The 17753-nt window shown below is 67.8% G+C and carries 12 protein-coding genes; 4 read left to right on the plus strand and 8 right to left on the minus strand.

The features are described from left to right. Positions 1 to 15: 15 nt before the first annotated feature. Positions 16 to 1305 carry a relaxase/mobilization nuclease domain-containing protein gene (locus tag P6144_RS01020; RefSeq protein WP_277765864.1) on the minus strand — a complete coding sequence of 430 codons (1290 nt, stop codon included), beginning with the start codon at positions 1303 to 1305 and terminating at the stop codon, positions 16 to 18. Continuing rightward, entirely contained in the window at positions 1302 to 1775 is a 474-nt protein-coding gene (locus tag P6144_RS01025) for a hypothetical protein (RefSeq protein WP_277765865.1), read from the minus strand. Before P6144_RS01025 ends, P6144_RS01020 begins: the two co-directional genes overlap by 4 nt. Before the next feature lie 277 nt (positions 1776 to 2052). On the opposite strand from P6144_RS01025, the gene P6144_RS01030 reads away from it, so the two are divergent. Both P6144_RS01030 and P6144_RS01035 read left to right on the plus strand, forming a co-directional pair. After that, positions 2053 to 3567, plus strand: coding sequence for a tryptophan halogenase family protein (locus P6144_RS01030; protein WP_277765866.1), 1515 nt, complete (start codon positions 2053 to 2055; stop codon positions 3565 to 3567). Next, positions 3564 to 4232, plus strand: a complete 669-nt coding sequence (locus tag P6144_RS01035) for a DUF6445 family protein (protein ID WP_277765867.1) — start codon at positions 3564 to 3566, stop codon at positions 4230 to 4232. Before P6144_RS01030 ends, P6144_RS01035 begins: the two co-directional genes overlap by 4 nt. A gap of 242 nt (positions 4233 to 4474) precedes the next feature. On the opposite strand, the gene P6144_RS01040 is transcribed toward P6144_RS01035, so the two are convergent. Both P6144_RS01040 and P6144_RS01045 read right to left on the minus strand, forming a co-directional pair. Further along, a complete protein-coding gene (locus P6144_RS01040; protein WP_277765868.1) occupies positions 4475 to 6553 on the minus strand; it encodes a hypothetical protein in 2079 nt (692 codons plus the stop codon). A gap of 247 nt (positions 6554 to 6800) precedes the next feature. Then, on the minus strand, positions 6801 to 9293 hold the full coding sequence (locus P6144_RS01045; protein ID WP_277765869.1) for a TonB-dependent receptor: 2493 nt from the start codon (positions 9291 to 9293) through the stop codon (positions 6801 to 6803). A gap of 291 nt (positions 9294 to 9584) precedes the next feature. On the opposite strand from P6144_RS01045, the gene P6144_RS01050 reads away from it, so the two are divergent. Together P6144_RS01050 and P6144_RS01055 are read left to right on the plus strand one after the other, a co-directional pair. After that, entirely contained in the window at positions 9585 to 11804 is a 2220-nt protein-coding gene (locus tag P6144_RS01050; protein ID WP_277765870.1) for a glycoside hydrolase family 3 N-terminal domain-containing protein, read from the plus strand. Positions 11805 to 11870: 66 nt separating this feature from the next. Beyond that, on the plus strand, positions 11871 to 13091 hold the full coding sequence (locus P6144_RS01055) for an MFS transporter (RefSeq protein WP_277765871.1): 1221 nt from the start codon (positions 11871 to 11873) through the stop codon (positions 13089 to 13091). A gap of 231 nt (positions 13092 to 13322) precedes the next feature. Here the strand turns inward: P6144_RS01055 and pgmB are convergent, their stop codons facing one another. From pgmB to P6144_RS01075, 4 genes are all read right to left on the minus strand, one after another. Beyond that, positions 13323 to 13961 carry a beta-phosphoglucomutase gene (gene pgmB / locus P6144_RS01060; protein ID WP_277765872.1) on the minus strand — a complete coding sequence of 213 codons (639 nt, stop codon included), beginning with the start codon at positions 13959 to 13961 and terminating at the stop codon, positions 13323 to 13325. Further along, positions 13955 to 16180, minus strand: a complete 2226-nt coding sequence (locus P6144_RS01065; RefSeq protein WP_277765873.1) for a glycosyl hydrolase family 65 protein — start codon at positions 16178 to 16180, stop codon at positions 13955 to 13957. Before P6144_RS01065 ends, pgmB begins: the two co-directional genes overlap by 7 nt. Positions 16181 to 16377: 197 nt before the next feature. Continuing rightward, positions 16378 to 17418 (minus strand): LacI family DNA-binding transcriptional regulator, encoded by a 1041-nt coding sequence (locus P6144_RS01070; protein WP_277765874.1) that lies wholly within the window; start codon positions 17416 to 17418, stop codon positions 16378 to 16380. 105 nt (positions 17419 to 17523) lie between these two features. Continuing rightward, on the minus strand, positions 17524 to 17661 hold the full coding sequence (locus P6144_RS01075) for a hypothetical protein (protein WP_277765875.1): 138 nt from the start codon (positions 17659 to 17661) through the stop codon (positions 17524 to 17526). Positions 17662 to 17753: the final 92 nt, after the last annotated feature.

Raw genomic sequence — 17753 nt, forward strand, 5'->3', positions numbered from 1 at the left:
CACGACTCCTTCGTGCTAGAGGTCGAGAGAGAGGCCGCGCCGATAGGCGCGTGTAGGGCGTTCGGCTTCGCGCGCAGCCTGCTCGGCGGCTTGGCGCAGGCGTCGCCGGTGCTCGGCGATCTGTCGGGCCAGCAGTCGCCGTTCCTCGGCATGGCGTCTGCGCGTTCGGTCGAGATCGTTTTGAAGCGGGGCGCGCCGCGACACCTGCGTCATGGCCATCGCGTCCCGCTCGGCGGCATCGCGTTTGGCGCAGGCGGTAGTTGCCGCTTCATTCTCAAGGCGGATTTGCCGCTTGCGGCCGGTGACGGCATCCCAAAGCCCCGCAAGGCCGCGCCGATACCGCGATGCCCGCGCGCGCGTTTCTTCCTCGCGGCGGAGCCGTTGCGCCATTCCAAGCTGTTGGCGTTCGAGGCGCTGCACCTGCGCTTCGCGATGCAGCGCCTTTTTGCCTTCAATCACTTCGTGTGCGTGTCGCGCGCGGATATCGCGCGGGAAGCTGGCGGCTTGCCGTGTCGTGCTGCGCGCCAGATCGGCTTTCACCTGCGCCACGGTCGGCAGCGCGTCGGGTTCACCTAGCTTTGTGCGAACGTCCTTGGTTTTGATGCCCGCATAGCGGGATAGCGAGAACACCTCGCCGTCCGTGTCGACGACCACGAAGCCGCGCCGGTCGCCCTGGGCGAGATAATAGCCGCGCTCTTCCAGCGCGTGCGAAAGCGCCTTGGCGCTATCGCTGCGGTTCCAGCAATCGCGGATCGCGTCCTTGATTTCGCGCGGGTCGCGGCCGAGACGCTTGGCCTGCTGCCATTCGTCCAGCGTGAAATTCAGCGGGCTTTTGCCGCCATGCGTCCGCAAGCCTTCCGGCAGCGTCCATTCGTGTTCGAGATAGAGGTCGCGGGCGAGGTCGTTCAGCTTCTTCTTGAAGAACGGCAGGTTCACCGCCGTCATCGAGTCGGCGTCGATCCGCGACCACACGACATGCGCATGGCGGCGGCCTTCCTTCTCGTGAAAGACGATGGCGCGCGGCTGGCCGGTGAGGCCGAGCCGCCGTTCCGCTTCATCGGCCGCGCGCTCGAAATCTTTCTCGCGGACTGTCTCGCCCTTCGGCGGGTTCAGGCTCAGCGAGAACAGATACTGTTTGCACTTCGTCCCGCGCGAGACGGCGTGCGCTTCCTGAAATGCACCGCGCAGATCGTCGGCGGCGAAGCCGCGCAGTTGGTGGATCGTGACATGCTCGTTGTCGTGGTCATTGAGCAGATGCTGGGCGAGCTGATTGCCACCGGCCCGTTGCGATGCCTTGAGGATCATCGAGCCGCATCCTTTGCAGCTACCGGGGAAAATGCTTGGCGTGGCGCGGCGAGCGGTGGCCGTGGCGCGGCGGCGGGCTTCAACCCCAATGCCGCGACCAGCATCGACCGGATGGATTCAATGTCGGCACAGCCTGTCAGCAGGGCCGCCCGTACTTCGACGTCGCATTCGAGGCTGCCGGAGCGCACGGCGGCGGCGAGATCGCGCAGGCTGGCCGCCAGCTCGCTCCGCCCGAGCTGCGCGAGCGCTTGGGCTATCGTGCGCTGGTCGCGCACAGGCAAACGACGATGCTCCCGCTGCGCGGGATCATCGGCGAATAGGCGGGCCTTGATATAGCCGCCGAGCGCTTGCCCGGCAGCGTCCCGCTCTAGGCGGTCGCGTTCCTCACGCGACAAGCGCAAGGACAGGGGCGCGAGACGCTTGTCGCGACCGGTGCTTTCCCCAGCCGGTGCGTTTTGCAAGGCGCGCATCGCGCTTACGGCCTTGGGCCAGCATGGCGGAAAGCGCTTTGCGGCGCGCTTCCGTTCTCTCCTTCATTTGCGTTTTCGAGAATGCCCCGGCCGAGGCTGGTGTGCTGGAGAATGACGTTCCATTCCTCCAAAACACCGAATAGGGAGTTTGAAGGCGCTCCTACAGGGCGCACCATTTTTGGATGGAAGCGCCTCGCATGCGCTCGGGGCGATATTGGGATCGCCACGCCGATCCGGCCTCGCTAATCGGGTGCATCAACAGCGAGAAATCGATTCCATGACTGTATCCGATGGCCCGTCGCAGCGCGTTCGCTCGGTCGTTATCCTGGGCGGCGGCACGGCGGGTTGGATGACCGCGACGGCGCTGGCGAGCCAGTTCGGCCAGGCGCTGCGGATCACGCTGCTCGAATCGGAGGAGATCGGCACGGTCGGCGTCGGCGAGGCGACGATCCCGACGATCCACTGGTTCAACCAACTGATCGGGCTCGACGAAGCGGCGTTCCTCCGCGAGACCAGGGCAAGCTTCAAGCTGGGCATCGAGTTCGTCGACTGGGTGCGCCCCGGCCATCGCTATTTCCACCCGTTCGGCGACTATGGCGTGCGCTTCCCGGGCGTCGCCTTCCACCATCGCTGGGCCAAGGCGCGCAAGGAAGGGCTCGACCTGCCGCTCTCCGCCTTCTCGCTGGCGACCGAACTGGCCGGGCAGGGGCGCTTCGCCATGCCGACGGGCGACGCGCGCTCGATCCTGTCGACGCTCGGCTATGCCTATCATTTCGACGCAAGCCTCTATGCCCGCCACCTGCGCGGCATTGCCGAGGCGGCGGGCGTCACGCGCATCGAAGGCAAGCTGCAGGATGTCGAGCGGCACGGCGAAACCGGGCTGGTCACCGCGCTGACCACGCAGCGCGGAGAGCGGATCGAGGGCGACCTGTTCATCGATTGCTCGGGTTTCCGCGCGCTGCTGATCGACGGCATCATGGGGGGCGGGTTCGAGGACTGGTCGCACTGGCTGCCATGCGACCGCGCCGTGGCGGTGCCCTGCGAGCGAACCGAGCATACCACGCCCTTCACCCGCTCCACCGCGCGCCCGGCCGGGTGGCAGTGGCGCATCCCGCTCCAGCACCGGATCGGCAACGGCCACGTCTTCGCCAGCAGCTTCATGAGCGAGGATGAAGCGACCGCGATGCTGCTCGCCAATCTCGACGGCGAGCCGCTGGCCGAGCCGCGCACGCTGCGCTTCAAGGCGGGCACGCGGCGCAAGGCGTGGATCGGCAATGTCGTGGCGATCGGACTGTCCTCGGGCTTCCTCGAGCCGCTGGAATCGACCTCGATCCACCTGATCCAGAGCGGCATCGCCAAGCTGCTGACGCTGTTCCCGGACCGCGACATGGATCCGGCGCTGGCCGAGCGGTACAATGGCCTGCTCAATGCCGACATGGACAATATCAAGGACTTCCTGATCCTCCACTACCACGCCAATCCCGGCCGGGCGGACCCGTTCTGGGTCGAGCGGCGCGAGATGGCGCTGCCCGAGACATTGGTCGCGCGCGAAGAGCAGTATCGCCGCTCGGGCCGGCTGATGCTGGCGAGCGAGGAGCTGTTCCGCGACGCGAGCTGGCTCGCCGTGCTCAACGGGCAGGAGATCGTGGCAGAAGATTACAACCCGCTCGCTGACGTGCTCGATGGCGCGACCAACATCGCCCAGGTCCGCCAGGTCGCCGAGGTGATCCAGCGCGCGGCGCCGACGCTGCCGCTGCACGATGCCGCGCTGGCGGCGGCGATGGGCGGGTGACCAGGCCCGACATCGTCGCGCGGCGGATCGGCCGGGAGGGGCAGCCGATCGCGATCGTCGACGGCTTCCATCCCGATCCGGATTCGCTCCGGGCGGCGGCGCTGGCGGCGCGGTTCGAAGCGGGGCGGCATCACTATCCCGGCATCCGCGCAGCCTTGCCCGCCGACTATTTCGCCCGGGTGCGCCCGGCGCTGCTGCCGGTGTTGCGCGACGTGCTTGAGGTGGCGGGTGTCGAGCTGCTCGATGCGAGCTTCTCGATGGTGACGACGCCGGTGGCCGAGCTCGGCGTCGAACAGCGACTGCCGCATGTCGATGCGGTGCAGCCGGGGCGGATCGCGCTGGTCCATTATCTCTCGGACGGCGGAGACGGCACCGCCTTCTTCCGCCACCGCGCGACGGGCTTCGAGACGATCGATACGGCGCGTTCGCCCGGCTATCTCGCCACGCTCAATGCCGAGCTGCGCGCCGATCCGCCGGAAGCTGCCTATCCGTTCGACGACACGGCGCTGTTCGAGCGGATCCAGCATGTCGAGGCGCGCTACAACCGCGCGGTGATCTATCGCAGCGCGCTGCTCCACAGCGGGGCGATCGCGCCGGGGGCAGCGCTGGACAGCGATCCGGCGACGGGCAGGCTGACGGCCACGGCGTTCCTGGCGGCCCAATAGCGTCATCCCGCCCCAAGCCGTCATCCCGCCCCAAGCCGTCATCCCGCCCCAAACCCGTCATCCCGCCCCAAACCCGTCATCCCGGCGAAAGCCGGGATCTCGTGCGGCTCCTGCCCCGCGCCATCGCCTGAGATCCCGGCTTTCGCCGGGATGACGGTGGGTTAGGATGACGGAGCGAGTAAAATTTGCCCGCCATACCGGGGAGGAATGGCGGGCGAGTGGGGTGTTCGGTTGAATGCGGCTCAGCGCTTCTTCTTCTTCGCCGGGGCCGGTTTGGGCGGCTGGACCGCGAGATAGACCGTGCTCCACAGCTGCGCGGCGTTGGACTCGTCGACATCCGCCTTGCCGGCGCCGAAGGCGACGACCTTGTAGCGGCCATTCTCGAACGCCCAGGACCAGAGCTCGGAGCTCTGCGTCGCCCGCGTTGCCTGGATCGCGCGCCACAATTTGGTCTGCGCGGCCTTCAGCACCGCACGGGTGGCGGTGGGCAGGTCGGTGCGGGCGAGCTGGCGTTCCAGCCCGGCGGCGAACAGCGCCTGCTGCCACGACCAGACCACCGCGCCATGATAGGCGGCCGGCGTGAAGCGGTCCTGCACTTCGGTGCTGGCCAGCGCCGGATTGGCGACGAGCAGGCCGATATCGGTCATCAGGCCGGCCGGGAACGGCCGCGCCAGCGCGCCGACATAGGCCTGGAGATCGGCGGGATCGGGATGGCCGAACAGCAGTGCGAAGCCTTCGTCCGAATTGATGATCGGCACGGGCTGGCCGTGATCGTCGAGCGCGATCGCGTGGTAGCGCAGCGCCTGGCCCTTGAGCGCGGCGAGCGCCGGGGCGGCGGGCACTCCGACGCGGGCGGCATAGTCGCGAACCTTGGCAGCGGCTTCCGCGGCCGGGGTCTCGACGGCGAACAGGCCCGGCGCCCGGTCACGCCAGGTCGCGGCCATCGCATGGGCGCGCTCGAACGCGGCGCGATCGACGCGGGTCAGGAAACGATCGAGCAGGCCGGCGCGGAGCAGCTTGTCGGTCGCTTCCAGCGCGGCGGGGATCAGGATCGCATTGACGTCATAGGGGTAGCGGCCGCGGCCGAGCCCTTCCTCGCTGTCGCGCCATTCGCCGGTCAGGCGGCCGGCGCGGATCGCGAGCAGCTTGTTCCAGCGCGGATCCTCGGCGAAGGGCGCGGCATGTTCGAGCACGAAGCGCAGGTTGCGGACGAGCAGCGCGCCGGCCGGCTGGGCAATGCCGGGATGCGCGACGCTCGGCACTTCGCGGGCCAGGAAGCCCTGCGCAGCGGCGCGGTTGGCCGGGTTGAGCAGATATTCGGCGGCGACCGGCGCGAGCATGTAATCGTCGTCGATCATCGCATAATCGAGTGTCGGGGTGTCGCCGCCGGGCTGGCCGTGCTGCTGGTGATCGACCAGCGCGAATTCGGATAGGCCTTCCTCGTGCGCGACATCGCCCTTGTCGTCGAGACGGGCGAGCACTGCGCCCAGGCCGGCTTCCACTGCCGCGCCGCGCAGCGCCGGCATCAGCAGCCGAACCGACATCAGCGTGTCGCGGCCGAAATAGGTATCGAAGCGCCACGAGCCGGCGAGGAACTTCTCGCGGTAGCTCAGGAAGGCGAGGGCGTTGCGCGCTGCGGGATCGGCGGCGGCCTTCGCGTTGAGCAGCTCGGCCTTGCTCAGGCCGGTGAGCGGCGTGTCGCCCGTCGCGGCAACGATGCGCAGGCGGATGCGGCCATCGGCGCCGGCGACGATCTCGCCCTTTTCGATCCGCCCGGAAAGGACCTGGATTTCGAGGCTGTAGCCGGGTGCGCCGTCGACGCGGTCGCGGGCATAGAGGATGCGGTTTCCTTCGGTGCGCATCGGCGCGGCGACTTCGGCGGGGAAGCGGCTGACCGACTGGTAATCGCGCAGGAAGCGGACGTTGGAGAGCACGGCCTGCTTGGGCGCCAGCCGGGGCGCGTCGATCGTCGCGATGCTCTCGATGCCGTGGAGCGGGCGGCCTTTGCTATCGGCGAAGGTGACCGGCCGCGGCGCCTGATCGAGGCGCCAGGTTGCGGGCCGGGCTACGGCGTTGAACCACAGGCCGACGCCGCTGTTGCCGGCGGGGAAGGCGACGAGGATGCGCGGATCGCTGCCGTTGCGCAGCAGCAGATGCGCCGCGACCTTGCCGTCGCGGACGAATGCATTGAGGTTCTGGCCCTCGGTCAGGCTGTAGGCCAGCTCGGGCGCCCTGGTCGCGCGCTTCTGCGCCAGCGCTGCCGTGCTCGTGCCCGCGAGCAGCAGCCCGCTCGCCAGCAGCAACCGCATCGAACCTCGCATCCTCTTACTCCTTCTCGTTGGCGAATATCTATTCTCCCTCTCCCCACCGGGGAGAGGGAAGGAGCCCGCCGCGAAGCGGTGGGAAGGGAGAGGGGCAGTCGCAACCCGCTCCCACTGCCCCTCTCCCTTCCGCCGACTTTGTCGGCTCCCTCCCTCTCCCCGATGGGGAGAGGGACTGTCCAGATGTGGAAAGGGCGCGGCGAACCTTTCAGTTGCCGCGCCCCCCAATTGCGACCCTTGCGGGTTATCAGAACTTGAACGTGACCGAACCGCCATAGGTGGCGCCGACGATGCCGCGGGCATAGAAATAGCCGTCGGTGATCGCCTGCGTCTGGCCCTGGCGGGGGTTACCCTCGGTCAGGCCGATGACGTTGAAGATGTTGTCCGCGTTCACGCTCACCTGCAGCTGCTTGCTGAGGTTGAACGAGGCGCCCACGCTGGTCACGCCGTAGCTCGGCAGCGCCACGCCGTTGCCGGCATCGGCGTAGATCTTGCCGATATACTTGTAGCGGCCATAGATCTCACCGAGACCGTTCGGCAGCTTGAAGCTGGGCGTGATCGTGAACAGGCGCGCCGGGGTGCGCTCGGGGCGGTTGCCCTCGAAGCCCGACTGGTTGGCGCCATTGATCGCCAGGTTGACCAGCTTCGGATCCTGGAACACGCCCTGGAAGTCGATGCTGAAGGCCGGCACCGGGCGGAAGTTCAGGTCGAGCTCGACGCCGTTGGTACGCAGATCGGCGTTGATGTTGCTCTGGACCGACGGGTTCACCGGATCGGCGAAGTTGTAGTTCTGGTTCTTGAAGTTGGTGCGGAACACCGTCGCCGAGCCCGAGAACATCCGGCCCATCTGGGCGCGCACGCCGGCTTCGTACAGCTCGATGCCGGTGATGGCATCGACGTTGTTCATCTGGAAGCCGTTGGCGTAGCGGGCATAGACCGAGAAGTTCGGCGTGATCAGGTAGTTCGCGCCGAAGGTGTAGGCCACCGCCTTCTTGGTCGCCTTGCGCACGGTGTAGGTGCCGTCCCAGGTCGAGCCGACCGTGGTGAGGACGCCTGCCGTACCGGCCGGAACCGCCTGGTTCACCGCTGCGGTGTTTCCGTCCCAAGCCGTCGCGCTGTCCTGCTCCCAGCGCACGCCGGCGTCGAGATGCAGGTCGCCGATCGCGAATTCGTCGTTCACGTACAGAGAGACGCTCGAATCCTTCCGGCTGCGAATACCGGCACCCCAGTCGCCGTACGAGACCAGGCCGTTGTCAGAGAGCGTGCCGATCACTTGGTTCGAGGCGTTGAGCGCCACGATGTCATAGACGTCGCTGTTGGTGCGGACGTCGTTGACGACGCTGGCGGTCGCCGACTGATCCTGGTCGCGCTTGGTGTTGTAGTACATCACGCCGACGGTCAGCGAGTTGGTGAACCCGTTGCCTTCGTAGTTCCAGCGGCCGCCGAGGTTGAAGCCGAAGTCATAGGCATCGATGGCATCGTGGTTGAGCGTGGTGCGCTGCAGGAAGCCGTTGCCGTTCAGCGCGTTGAGCAGGGCCGTCTGGTTCGAGCCGATCACCTGGCCGGTGCGCAGGTTCTTGATGCCGAAGCGCGTGGCGGTCGGATAGGCGGCCTGGCCAGCCGTCAGCAGATCGTTGATCGGCGAGGCCGCGCCCGGCGTCAGATAGTTCACCGCGCTGGTCAGACCGGCATTGCCGGTGCCCGAGCCCGGGAACAGGCCGTTGAAGTCGTAGCTATAGTCGAGATAGCGGCCATGGCCGAACAGCGTGACCGAATCAGAAACCGGCTTCTCGAAATCGAGGCGGGCCTGCCAGGTCTTCGCGACGATGCCGTCGTCATAGTTGAATTCGCGGTAGCCGCTCGAATGCGCGAAGGTCGAAACCGGCACGGCGATGTTCGAGAAGGCGCGGCCGCCGACATTGCCGAACTGCGTGTCGAGGCTGGGAACGCCGGCCGGGTCGCCATCGGTGAAGCGATAGGGCTGGTCGGCGTAGTAGGCGTTCTTCATATCGCCGCCCTTCGCCGACAGGCGCACATAGCCGCCGTCGTCGAACTTGTACTCAAGCGCGCCCTTCAGGCGCCAGCCAGCATAGTCGTTGGTGTTCTTGCGAACGCCCGGGCTCGACTGGATATAGCCGCCGACGCTGAAGGCCAGCTTGTCGGTGATCGGCTGCGAATAATAGCCGTCGGCGCGCTTGAGGCCGTAGTTGTAGCCGGTGAAGCGGACGGCGCCCTCGGGCTGCTCGTGGTTCACGGCCTTCGAGATGAAGTTGATCGTCGCGCCCGCGCCGTTGACGGTGAGCACGCCCGACGAACCGCCCTTGACCGCTTCGAGGCGATCGATGGTCAGGTCCTGATCGAAGAAAAAGTCGGCGCCGCCGCCGCCATAGAGGATCGGCATGCCGTCCTCCTGGAGCTGCACGAAGCGCTGGCCGCCGCCCTGGAGGCCGCGGACCGAATAGTTGTTCGACACCGCGCCGGCGGTCGCTTCGACGAAGATGCCCGGGACCATCTCGAGCATGTCGGCGGTCGAGCGCGGGGCCTTCTGGTCGATCAGGTCGCGATTGGCGAGCGTGATGTCGGCCGAGGCGGTGATCAGCGGGCGGTTCGGCGTGGTCTGGCCGGTGACGACGATCTGGCCCTCATCGGCGGCAGCATCGTCCTGCGCAGCGGGAGCAGCCGCGTCGGTGCTGGTGGTCTGGGCCTGGGCAGCGAGCGGCAGCAGTGCGGCGCTGGCCAACAGCGCGGCGCGAACGCCAGCGCGAACGGAAAGCAACATATATCCTCCCCAACCGAGTTTATGCCGGACTGTCCGGCGGGTTGATCCCGCTCGATTAGTCGCGACGCAGACATAATGAAATCGTTTTCTGCAACTGTCACGCGGAATTTGCCAACCAGTGGTGCGCCGGTGCAACAGATGCGCAAACCAACGGATTCCGGCGGGGTTCCGTGCAAGGCTTCGTCATGCGGGAGAGAGATTTTGACACGGAAAAGCGCGGGAGCGGGCGGGCGAATCGGCCGGCGCAGCCTGATGGCGGGTTCGGCCCAGCTTGCACTGCTCGGTTTGCTGCCGCGGTCGGCATGGGCGGCATCGGCGCGGATCGAAGCGCTGATCGCGCGGATGACTATCGAGGAAAAGGCGGGCCAGCTCAGCTGCTTCAACGACGAGATCCGGCCGGTGGGTGCGGTGTTCAATCCGGTCGTCGATCCGCGCGGTGCCGACACGCTGCTCGCCGAGATCCGTGCGGGGCGGGTCGGCATGCTATTCAATGGCTATGGCGTGGCAGGTGCGCGCAAGGCGCAGGCGGCGGCGCTCAAGAGCCGGCTCGGTATCCCGCTGATCTTCGCCGCGGACGTGATTCATGGTTGCCGCACGATCTTCCCGATCCCGCTAGCCGAGGCGGCGGCGTTCGATCCAGACCTTTCCGAGCGCGCGGCGCGGGCGGTGGCGCAAGAGGCGAACGCCGGTGGGCTGCACTGGACCTTTGCGCCGGTGGTCGATGTTGCGCGCGATCAGCGCTGGGGACGCGTGGCGGAAGGGGCCGGAGAAGACCTGTTGCTCAACCGGCAGCTGGCGGCGGCGCGGGTGCGCGGCTTCCAGGGCAGCGACCTGCGCCGGGGCGATAGCCTGCTCGCCACGCCCAAGCATTTCGCCGGCTATTCGGCGGTGCGCGGCGGCATGGAATATGCGGCGGTCGACATGAGCCTGGCTGAGCTGCGCGAGACCTATCTGCCGCCCTTCGCCGCTGGCTTCGGCGTGGGCGCGCTGGCAACGATCGCGTCGTTCACCGACTTCAACGGCGTGCCGGCCACCGCCAATCGCTGGCTGCTCACCGATGTGCTGCGCGGCGAGCTCAAGTTCGCTGGCGTCTGCGTCTCCGACTATGATGCCGATCGCGAGCTGATCGCGCATGGCGTGGCGGCGGACGAAGCCGATGCGGCGCGGCTGGCGATCCTGGCGGGCATCGACGTCTCGATGCAGAGCGGGCTCTACAACAAGCATCTCCCGGCGCTGGTCGCGTCGGGCAAGGTGCCGATGGCACGGGTTGACGAGGCGGTGCGGCGGGTGCTGGCGCTCAAGGAGGCGCTGGGGTTGTTCGACGATCCGTTTCGGTCGCTCGATGTTGCAGCGGAGAAGAAGCGAACCGCCACCCCGGCGATCAAGGCAGTGGCGCGTGAGGTAGCGACACGCTCGATCGTACTGCTGCGGAACCGGGATGCGCTGTTGCCCCTGCCGCGCAAGGGCAAGAAGATCGCGCTGCTAGGCCCGTTCGGCACGGACAAGGCCAATCTAAATGGACCTTGGTCCTTCGCCGGCGACGCGAAGGATGGCATCGATCTCGCCACCGGGATTCGCGACTTGCTCACCGATCCGTCGGCGCTCGCGGTGGAGGCGGGGAGCGGGATCCACGATCCGCTGGCGGATGGGGTCGAGCGTGCGGTGGCGGCAGCGAAGGCGGCCGATGTCGTGCTGCTTGCGATCGGCGAGGCGGGCGACATGTCGGGTGAGGGCAATAGCCGGACAGATATCACTGTGCCGGCGGCGCAGCAGGCGCTGGCCGAGGCTGTTGCGGCGACGGGCAAGCCGGTGGTCGTGCTCCTCCGCCATGGCCGGGCGCTGGCACTGGAAGGCGCGGTGCGCGATGCGTCGGCGATCCTGTGCACCTGGTTCCTGGGCGAGCAGACCGGCTCCGCCGTTGCCGATGTGCTGTTCGGCGTGCGCGAGCCGACCGGCCGTTTGCCGGTGAGCTTTCCGCTCGCCACTGGGCAGCAGCCCTGGTCATACGACCGGCGCAGCACCGGCCGGCCGGCGGGCGATGCCGATCCGATGGAGCCCGGCCGCAGCCATTGGCGCGACGCTCCGGATCGCGCGCTGTTCCCGTTCGGCAGCGGGCAGGGATATGCACGCTTCACGCTTTTTGGCCTGGAGCTGCCTGGCCGCGTGGCGGCGGGGCAAGCGGTGGAGATACGCGTCACCGTGGCCAACACCAGCACCTGGCGGGGTGAGGCGTTCGTTCGTGTCGACATCCATGACCGTGTCGCCAGCCGCACCAGACCCGTGCGGCAGATGAAGGCCTATGCCCGCGCCACGCTCGATCCGGGCGAGGCGCGGGTGGTGACGCTTTCCATCCCGTACCAGGAACTAGCGCTGGTCGCGGTGGACGGCCAGTGGCGCGTCGAGCCCGGCATGTTCGATCTTTGGGTCGATGCCGGGGGCGAGGTGCTCCACGGAGCGTTCGAGGCAGTTTGACGCAAGCGTTGAAATGCATTGCATGATCTGCTTGGCTAGCCGCCACAAAGACGGAGAGGAACCCGAATGAAGCGCGCAGCCTGGGCGGTGCCCGCCCTGATCACCAGCTACGCCCTGCTCGGGCTGCTGATGAACAGCGTCGGCACGGTGATTCTCCAGTCGATCGCGCATTACGGCGTGACCAAGCCGCAGGCAGCGACGCTGGAAGCGTGCAAGGACCTTTCGGTGGTCGTCGCATCCTTTCTGTTCGCGACCCATTTGCCGCGCTTCGGCTTTCGTCGCGCGCAGATCGGGGTGATGCTCGCTGTATCCGTGGGCGCAGTGGCGATCAGCTTCGCCAACAGCTTCTGGGCGATGCAGCTGTTCTTCGTGCTCGTCGGGCTGTGCTTCGGCATCGCCAAGGTGGCGACCTATTCCTCGATCGGCCTCGTCCGGCCCGATCCCGCCCGCCACGCGAGCCTGACGTCGCTGATCGAAGGCGTCTTCATGGTCGGCATCCTGGCCGGCATCTGGCTGTTCGGCTGGTTCATCGGCCAGGACACGAGCGGGCAGGGCTGGCTGGGCGTCTATCGGGTGATCGCCGTGCTGGCGGTGCTGGCGGCGATCCTGTGGTGGTTCGCCGATCTCGACGAAAGCGCCGCGCAAGCGGGGCAGGGCGAGCAGACCGCCGGTTATCGCGACGCGCTGGCGCTGCTCGTGCTGCCCTCGACCATCGCCTTCCTCACTGCGATTTTCCTCTACGTGCTGATCGAGCAGGGCGTCGGCACCTGGCTGCCGACCTTCAACAACCAGGTGCTGCATTTGCCGGGCGCGATGAGCGTGCAGGCATCGAGCATCTTCATCGCCGCGCTGGCGGTGGGCAGGCTGAGCGCGAGCGGGCTGGTCGCCCGGCTCGGCTGGCTCAAGCTGCTGCTCGGCTGCCTCGGCCTGATCGCGGCCCTGGTGCTGCTCACCCTGCCGACGACGCAGGGGCTGCAGCCCCGGGCGGAGATGGGCTGGTTCGACGCGCCGATCGCCGCGTACATCTTCCCGCTGATCGGCGTGTTCATGGCGCCGATCTACCCGATCGTATCCTCGGTGGTGCTGAGCGCGCTGCCGCGCGAGCGGCATGCGGCAATGGTGGGGCTGATGGTGATCTTCTCGGCGCTGGGTGGCACGATCGGATCGTTCATCACCGGCTTCACCTTCGATCGCTTCTCGGGCCAGACCGCCTTCTACCTGGTACTGGTGCCGCTCGTCCTGATCGCTCTGGCGCTGGTCCGGCTCGAGCGGCTGACGCGGAAATAGGCACGAATTTCCCCTGGCAGTTCCCCGGCGAAAGCCGGGGGCCAGGGTTTCTCTTCCACGCCGCTTGTGGCCCTGGGCCCCGGCTTTCGCCGGGGAACAGTTGTGCGGTACCCAAGAAGATGGCTCCCCGGCGAGGGCCGGGCCAGACAAGCGGCCCGATACGGGGCCCTTGCCGGGGAACCAAGTCCGTCATCCCCGGGGTGAAGGGGAGGGGCTGACGGGAGGGAGTGGTCAGGCCGCGTAGTCGGCCAATTCGAAATCGGCGATCGCCGGGATGATCCAGTCCGCGTCGGGCAGCGCAGCGCGCGTGCCGACGCCCAGCGCGCGCATGCCGGCGGCATGGATCGCCTCGACGCCGGCAGGGGCGTCCTCGACACCCAGCATCTCGGCAGGGGCGGCGCCCAACGCATCGGCGGCGGCGAGGAAGATATCCGGCGCGGGCTTGCCGGCGGCAAGGCTGGCGGGATCGATCACCGTGTCGAACAGATCGGCGACCTCCATCCGCGCGATCAGCAGCGGGGCGTTGCGGCTGGCCGAGGCGAGCGCGATGCCGAGGCCGGCGGCGCGGCACTGCTCGAGCGCCGCGCGGGCGCCCGGGAACAGGTCGCCCGGGCCGAAATGGGCGATCTCTTCGAGATACCAGTCGTTCTTCTGCGCGGCGAGGCGCAGGCGCTCGGCTTCGCCGAAGCCGGACCGGTCGCCGAGGATCAGCGCAAGGCTGCCCATGCGGTCGACGCCCTTGAGGGATTCGTTCGCTTCCTCGTCGAACGGGATATGAAGCGTGTCTGCGAGCTTTTTCCACGCGCGATAATGCGCGCGGGCGGTGTCGGTGAGCACCCCGTCGAGATCGAAGGCGACGCCCTTCAGCATCCCGCCAGCGCCCCGATCCAGCTTTCGCCGGCGGCGAGGCGGATTTCCTGGTCGTGATGGCCGATCACGATCGCCGGACCCGAAACGGCGCGATAGGTGACCTGATCGCCCGCCACCTCGACGCGGACCAGCGTGCCGCGCCAGTTGAGGCCGAAGGCATAGCCGCCCCAGGCGGCCGGGCGGGTGGGGCGGAAGCGGAGCTGCGGGCCATGGGGACGCAAACCCGCAAACCCCCAGACTAGTGCCAGCCACGAGCCGGCGAGCGCCGCCATATGCACGCCGTGGCCGGTGTTGCCGTGGCGATCGTCGATATCGACCAGGCTGGTCTCGCCGAAGAACTTCAGCGCCTGATCGGCATGGCCGACTTCGTTCGCCAGGATCGCGAAGGTGGAGGCGGACAGGGTGGAATCGTGCGTGGTGATCGGCTCGTAATGATCGAACACCCGGCGCTTGCGCTCGAGCGAGACGTCCTCGCCGCCCAGCACCATGGCGAGCACCAGATCGGCCTGCTTCGAGACCTGATGCCGGTAGAGCGTCATCGGGTGATAGTGGAGCAGCAGCGGGAACTCGGCGGCGGGCGTGCCCGCCACGTCCCAGCGCGGCTTGTCGAGGAAGCTGGCATCCTGCGCGTCCAGATCGCGCGCCGCGTCATAGGGCAGGTGCATCGCATCAGCGGCACGCGTGAATTCGGCGAGCTCGGCGGCGTCCAGCGCCATCTCGCCGGCGAGCCCGGCCCAGGCCTGGGGTGCAAGCTCGGCGACGCGGGCGGCGGCGGCGACGGCGAGGCGCAGATGCTTTTGCGCCATCCGGTTGGTGTACCAATTATCGTCGACCAGCACGGTGTACTCGTCCGGGCCGGTCACGCCGCGCAGATGGAACTGGCCGTCCGCCCAGTCGCCCAGCGCCAGCCAGATCCGCGCGGTCTCGACCAGCATGCGCGCGCCATGCTCGACCAGGAAATCCTCGTCGCCGGTGGCATCGACATAGGCGCCGATCGCGAAGGCGACCGCGGCGTTGATGTGATACTGGGCCGAGCCGCTGGGATAATGGGCGGAGCATTCGCGGCCCTCGATCGTGCGCCAGGCAAAGAGCGCGCCCTTGCGATGATCGAGCGCGCGGGCATTGGCGAAGGCCGCATCGAGCGTGTTGGCGCGATAGACGAGCATCGCGCGGGCGATGTCGGGCGCCAGCACCGAGAGCACCGGCAGCATGAACGCTTCGGTGTCCCAGAAATAATGGCCCTCATAGCCTTCGCCGGTCAGGCCCTTGGCGGCGGCGCTCGAGCGGCCGTCGCGGCCCGCCGAAGCGAAGAGGTGGAAGAGGTTGGCGCGCAGCGTCGCGGCGAGGCGCGGCTCGCCGGCGATGGCGAGATCGGCAGCGGCCCAGAAGGTCTCGAGCAGCCCGGCCTGCGCGGCGGCGACGGCACCGAAGCCGGCGGCAAGCGCGGAATCGGCAAGCGCGGCGGCCTGTTCGGCCAGGATATCGGACGGGTTGCGGCCGGCGGCATAGCCGGTGGCGACCAGCAGCCAGCCGTCTTCGTCGCGGCTGCGCTGGACGGCGCCGACGCCGATGCCGCTGCCGGGCAGGCGCTCGACCACGCAGTCCGGCTCGGCCCGCTCGGTCTCGAAGCCGCGCGAGGCGAGGTTCACGCCGATGCGCGGATCGTCGGACTGGCCGGCGGCACTGGGGGCAGGGGCGAGGCGGGGATGAAGCGTGACGCCGGCTTCGCCTTCGATCTCGGCCTGGAGCCGGCGCAGCAGCAGCGTGTTGCCGCACAGCGGCACGAGCCGCTCGGTGCGGATGCGCAGGCTGCGGCCGTCCGCCAGCGTCCAAAGCGTTTCGCGGCCGAGGATGCCGGTGCGCAAGTCGAGCGTGCGGCGAGTCGCCGATTTCAGTGAGGTGAAATCGATTGCTTTGCCGTCCAGGCGGACTTCCAGCCCCAGCGCTTCGGCCACCGGCACGCGCGAATCGGAGCTGGCGGCGAAGCCCTTGAGCTTCTCGTGATAATGAATCGGCGCCTGTTCATAGGCATGGGCAAGGAAAGTCGTCGCCTGAGCGCGCTCCTCAAGGGCGCCGCGCACCCCGATGGCACCGTTGGAGAGCGCGAGAATCGTCGCGGCCCAGCCCTCGCGCGCCGGATCGTCGCCGATCACTTCGAGCGACCAGCCATCCTCCGCGAAAAGCACGCCATCGTCCGCGCCGTTCAGTACTCGAGCCAACACCCGCTCCCCAACTCTTATGGAAAGTTGCGTTACAGGCTCTTTGATATCGTTTTCAAGGATAAAGGATGGGATAGGGGTTCCGGTTTCGTAATCCCCGCGAAGGCGGGGATCTATTATCGCTGGGTTTGGTGGGACTCACCGCCGTCAGCCGCAATGGATCCCCGCCTTCGCGGGGATGACGATGCAGGCGGAGATCAGGTATCGCGAACGACGATCTCGGTAGGGAGCGTCGTCGAGCGGGCGCGGCCGCCATCGACCTGCTGCATCAGCTTCTCGACGAGCAGCGCGCCGGCCACGTCGGTCTTCTGGTTGATCGTGGTGATCGCCGGGCTGAAATGGGCCGCGGGCGGGATGTTGTTGTAGCCGACCAGCGAGTAATCGCGCGGTGCGGCGAGCCCGCGCTCCTTGAACGCGCCCGTCACTGCCATCGCTGCCGTGTCGGAGAAGGCGAAGACCGCATCGGGCTGGCGGCCGGCGGCGAGATAGGCGGTCACCGTGTCTGCGGTGGCGTTGAACGCCATCGAGGCGATCGGCAGGAAATCGACGGTGACGTCGGCATGATCCTGGGCGATCGCGCACAGGCCCTCGTAGCGCAGGCGCAGCTCCTCGTGGCGAATGTCGCCGACGAACAGCCAGCGCTTGCGTCCGGCATGCAGGAAGTGGCGGCCGGCGAGCTCGCCGCCGAGGAAATTGTCGCTGCCGATCGCACAATAGCCCGCATCCGGCGCGACGGCGCCCCATACCACCAGCGGCACGTCGGCGCGGCCGAGCTCGCGCAGCATCGCGTCGCGCGTGCCCTGGCCGAGCACGATGAACCCGTCGGCGCCGCGCGCCTGGTAGAAATCGCGGAAGGCGCGGACGTCCTCCAGCCCCGGCGGGGAGAGGAGGAGATCCTGATTGCGGATCGACAGCGCCTCGGACACGCCGGCGAGCAGCTCGAAGATGAAGGGATCGCCGATCGCGCCATGCCGGTGCGAGCCGAAATCGAGCATCACCGCGACAGTGTTGGTGCGGGTATGGCGCAGCTTGGCGGCGTTGCGGTTGACCGCATAGCCATGCGCCTGCGCCACCGCCATCACCCGTTCGCGCGTTTCCTCGGTCACCAGCGGGCTGCCGTTGAGGACGCGCGACACGGTGGGGGTGGAAACCTGGGCCAGGCGGGCGATGTCCTGCATGGTGAGCCGGGCGCCCGGCTTGGCGGGCCGTTCCTTGGTGGAGGCGGTCTTCTTCGTCATCGCCAGCCTTATGGCGGACAATCGCGCGGCATCAAACCTTACGAGCGACCCTTGCAAATATTGCAAATCGCCGGCGCGGGCTCGCCGTGGCGCAGTCCTGGCGCGTCAGGCGTCGCGATCCCGCTTCGCTCCGGCGGGGTCGACCGCGGGGATCCGCGAGAGCTGGGTCAGGAGCAGCGGGATATTGTCGGTGATGAAGGTATCGACCGGCTCTTCCCAGCAGGCGCGCAGATTCTGCGCCACCAGCGCCCGGGCGCCGGAGCGAGGGTGCTCGCCCCGTTGTCCATCCTTCGTGTCGACAGGCATTTCCACCCCGAAATAGAGGAAGCCAGCCC

Origin of the sequence: Sphingomonas sp. HITSZ_GF (genome assembly GCF_029543155.1) — a bacterium.
Taxonomy (GTDB): Bacteria; Pseudomonadota; Alphaproteobacteria; order Sphingomonadales; family Sphingomonadaceae; genus Sphingomonas.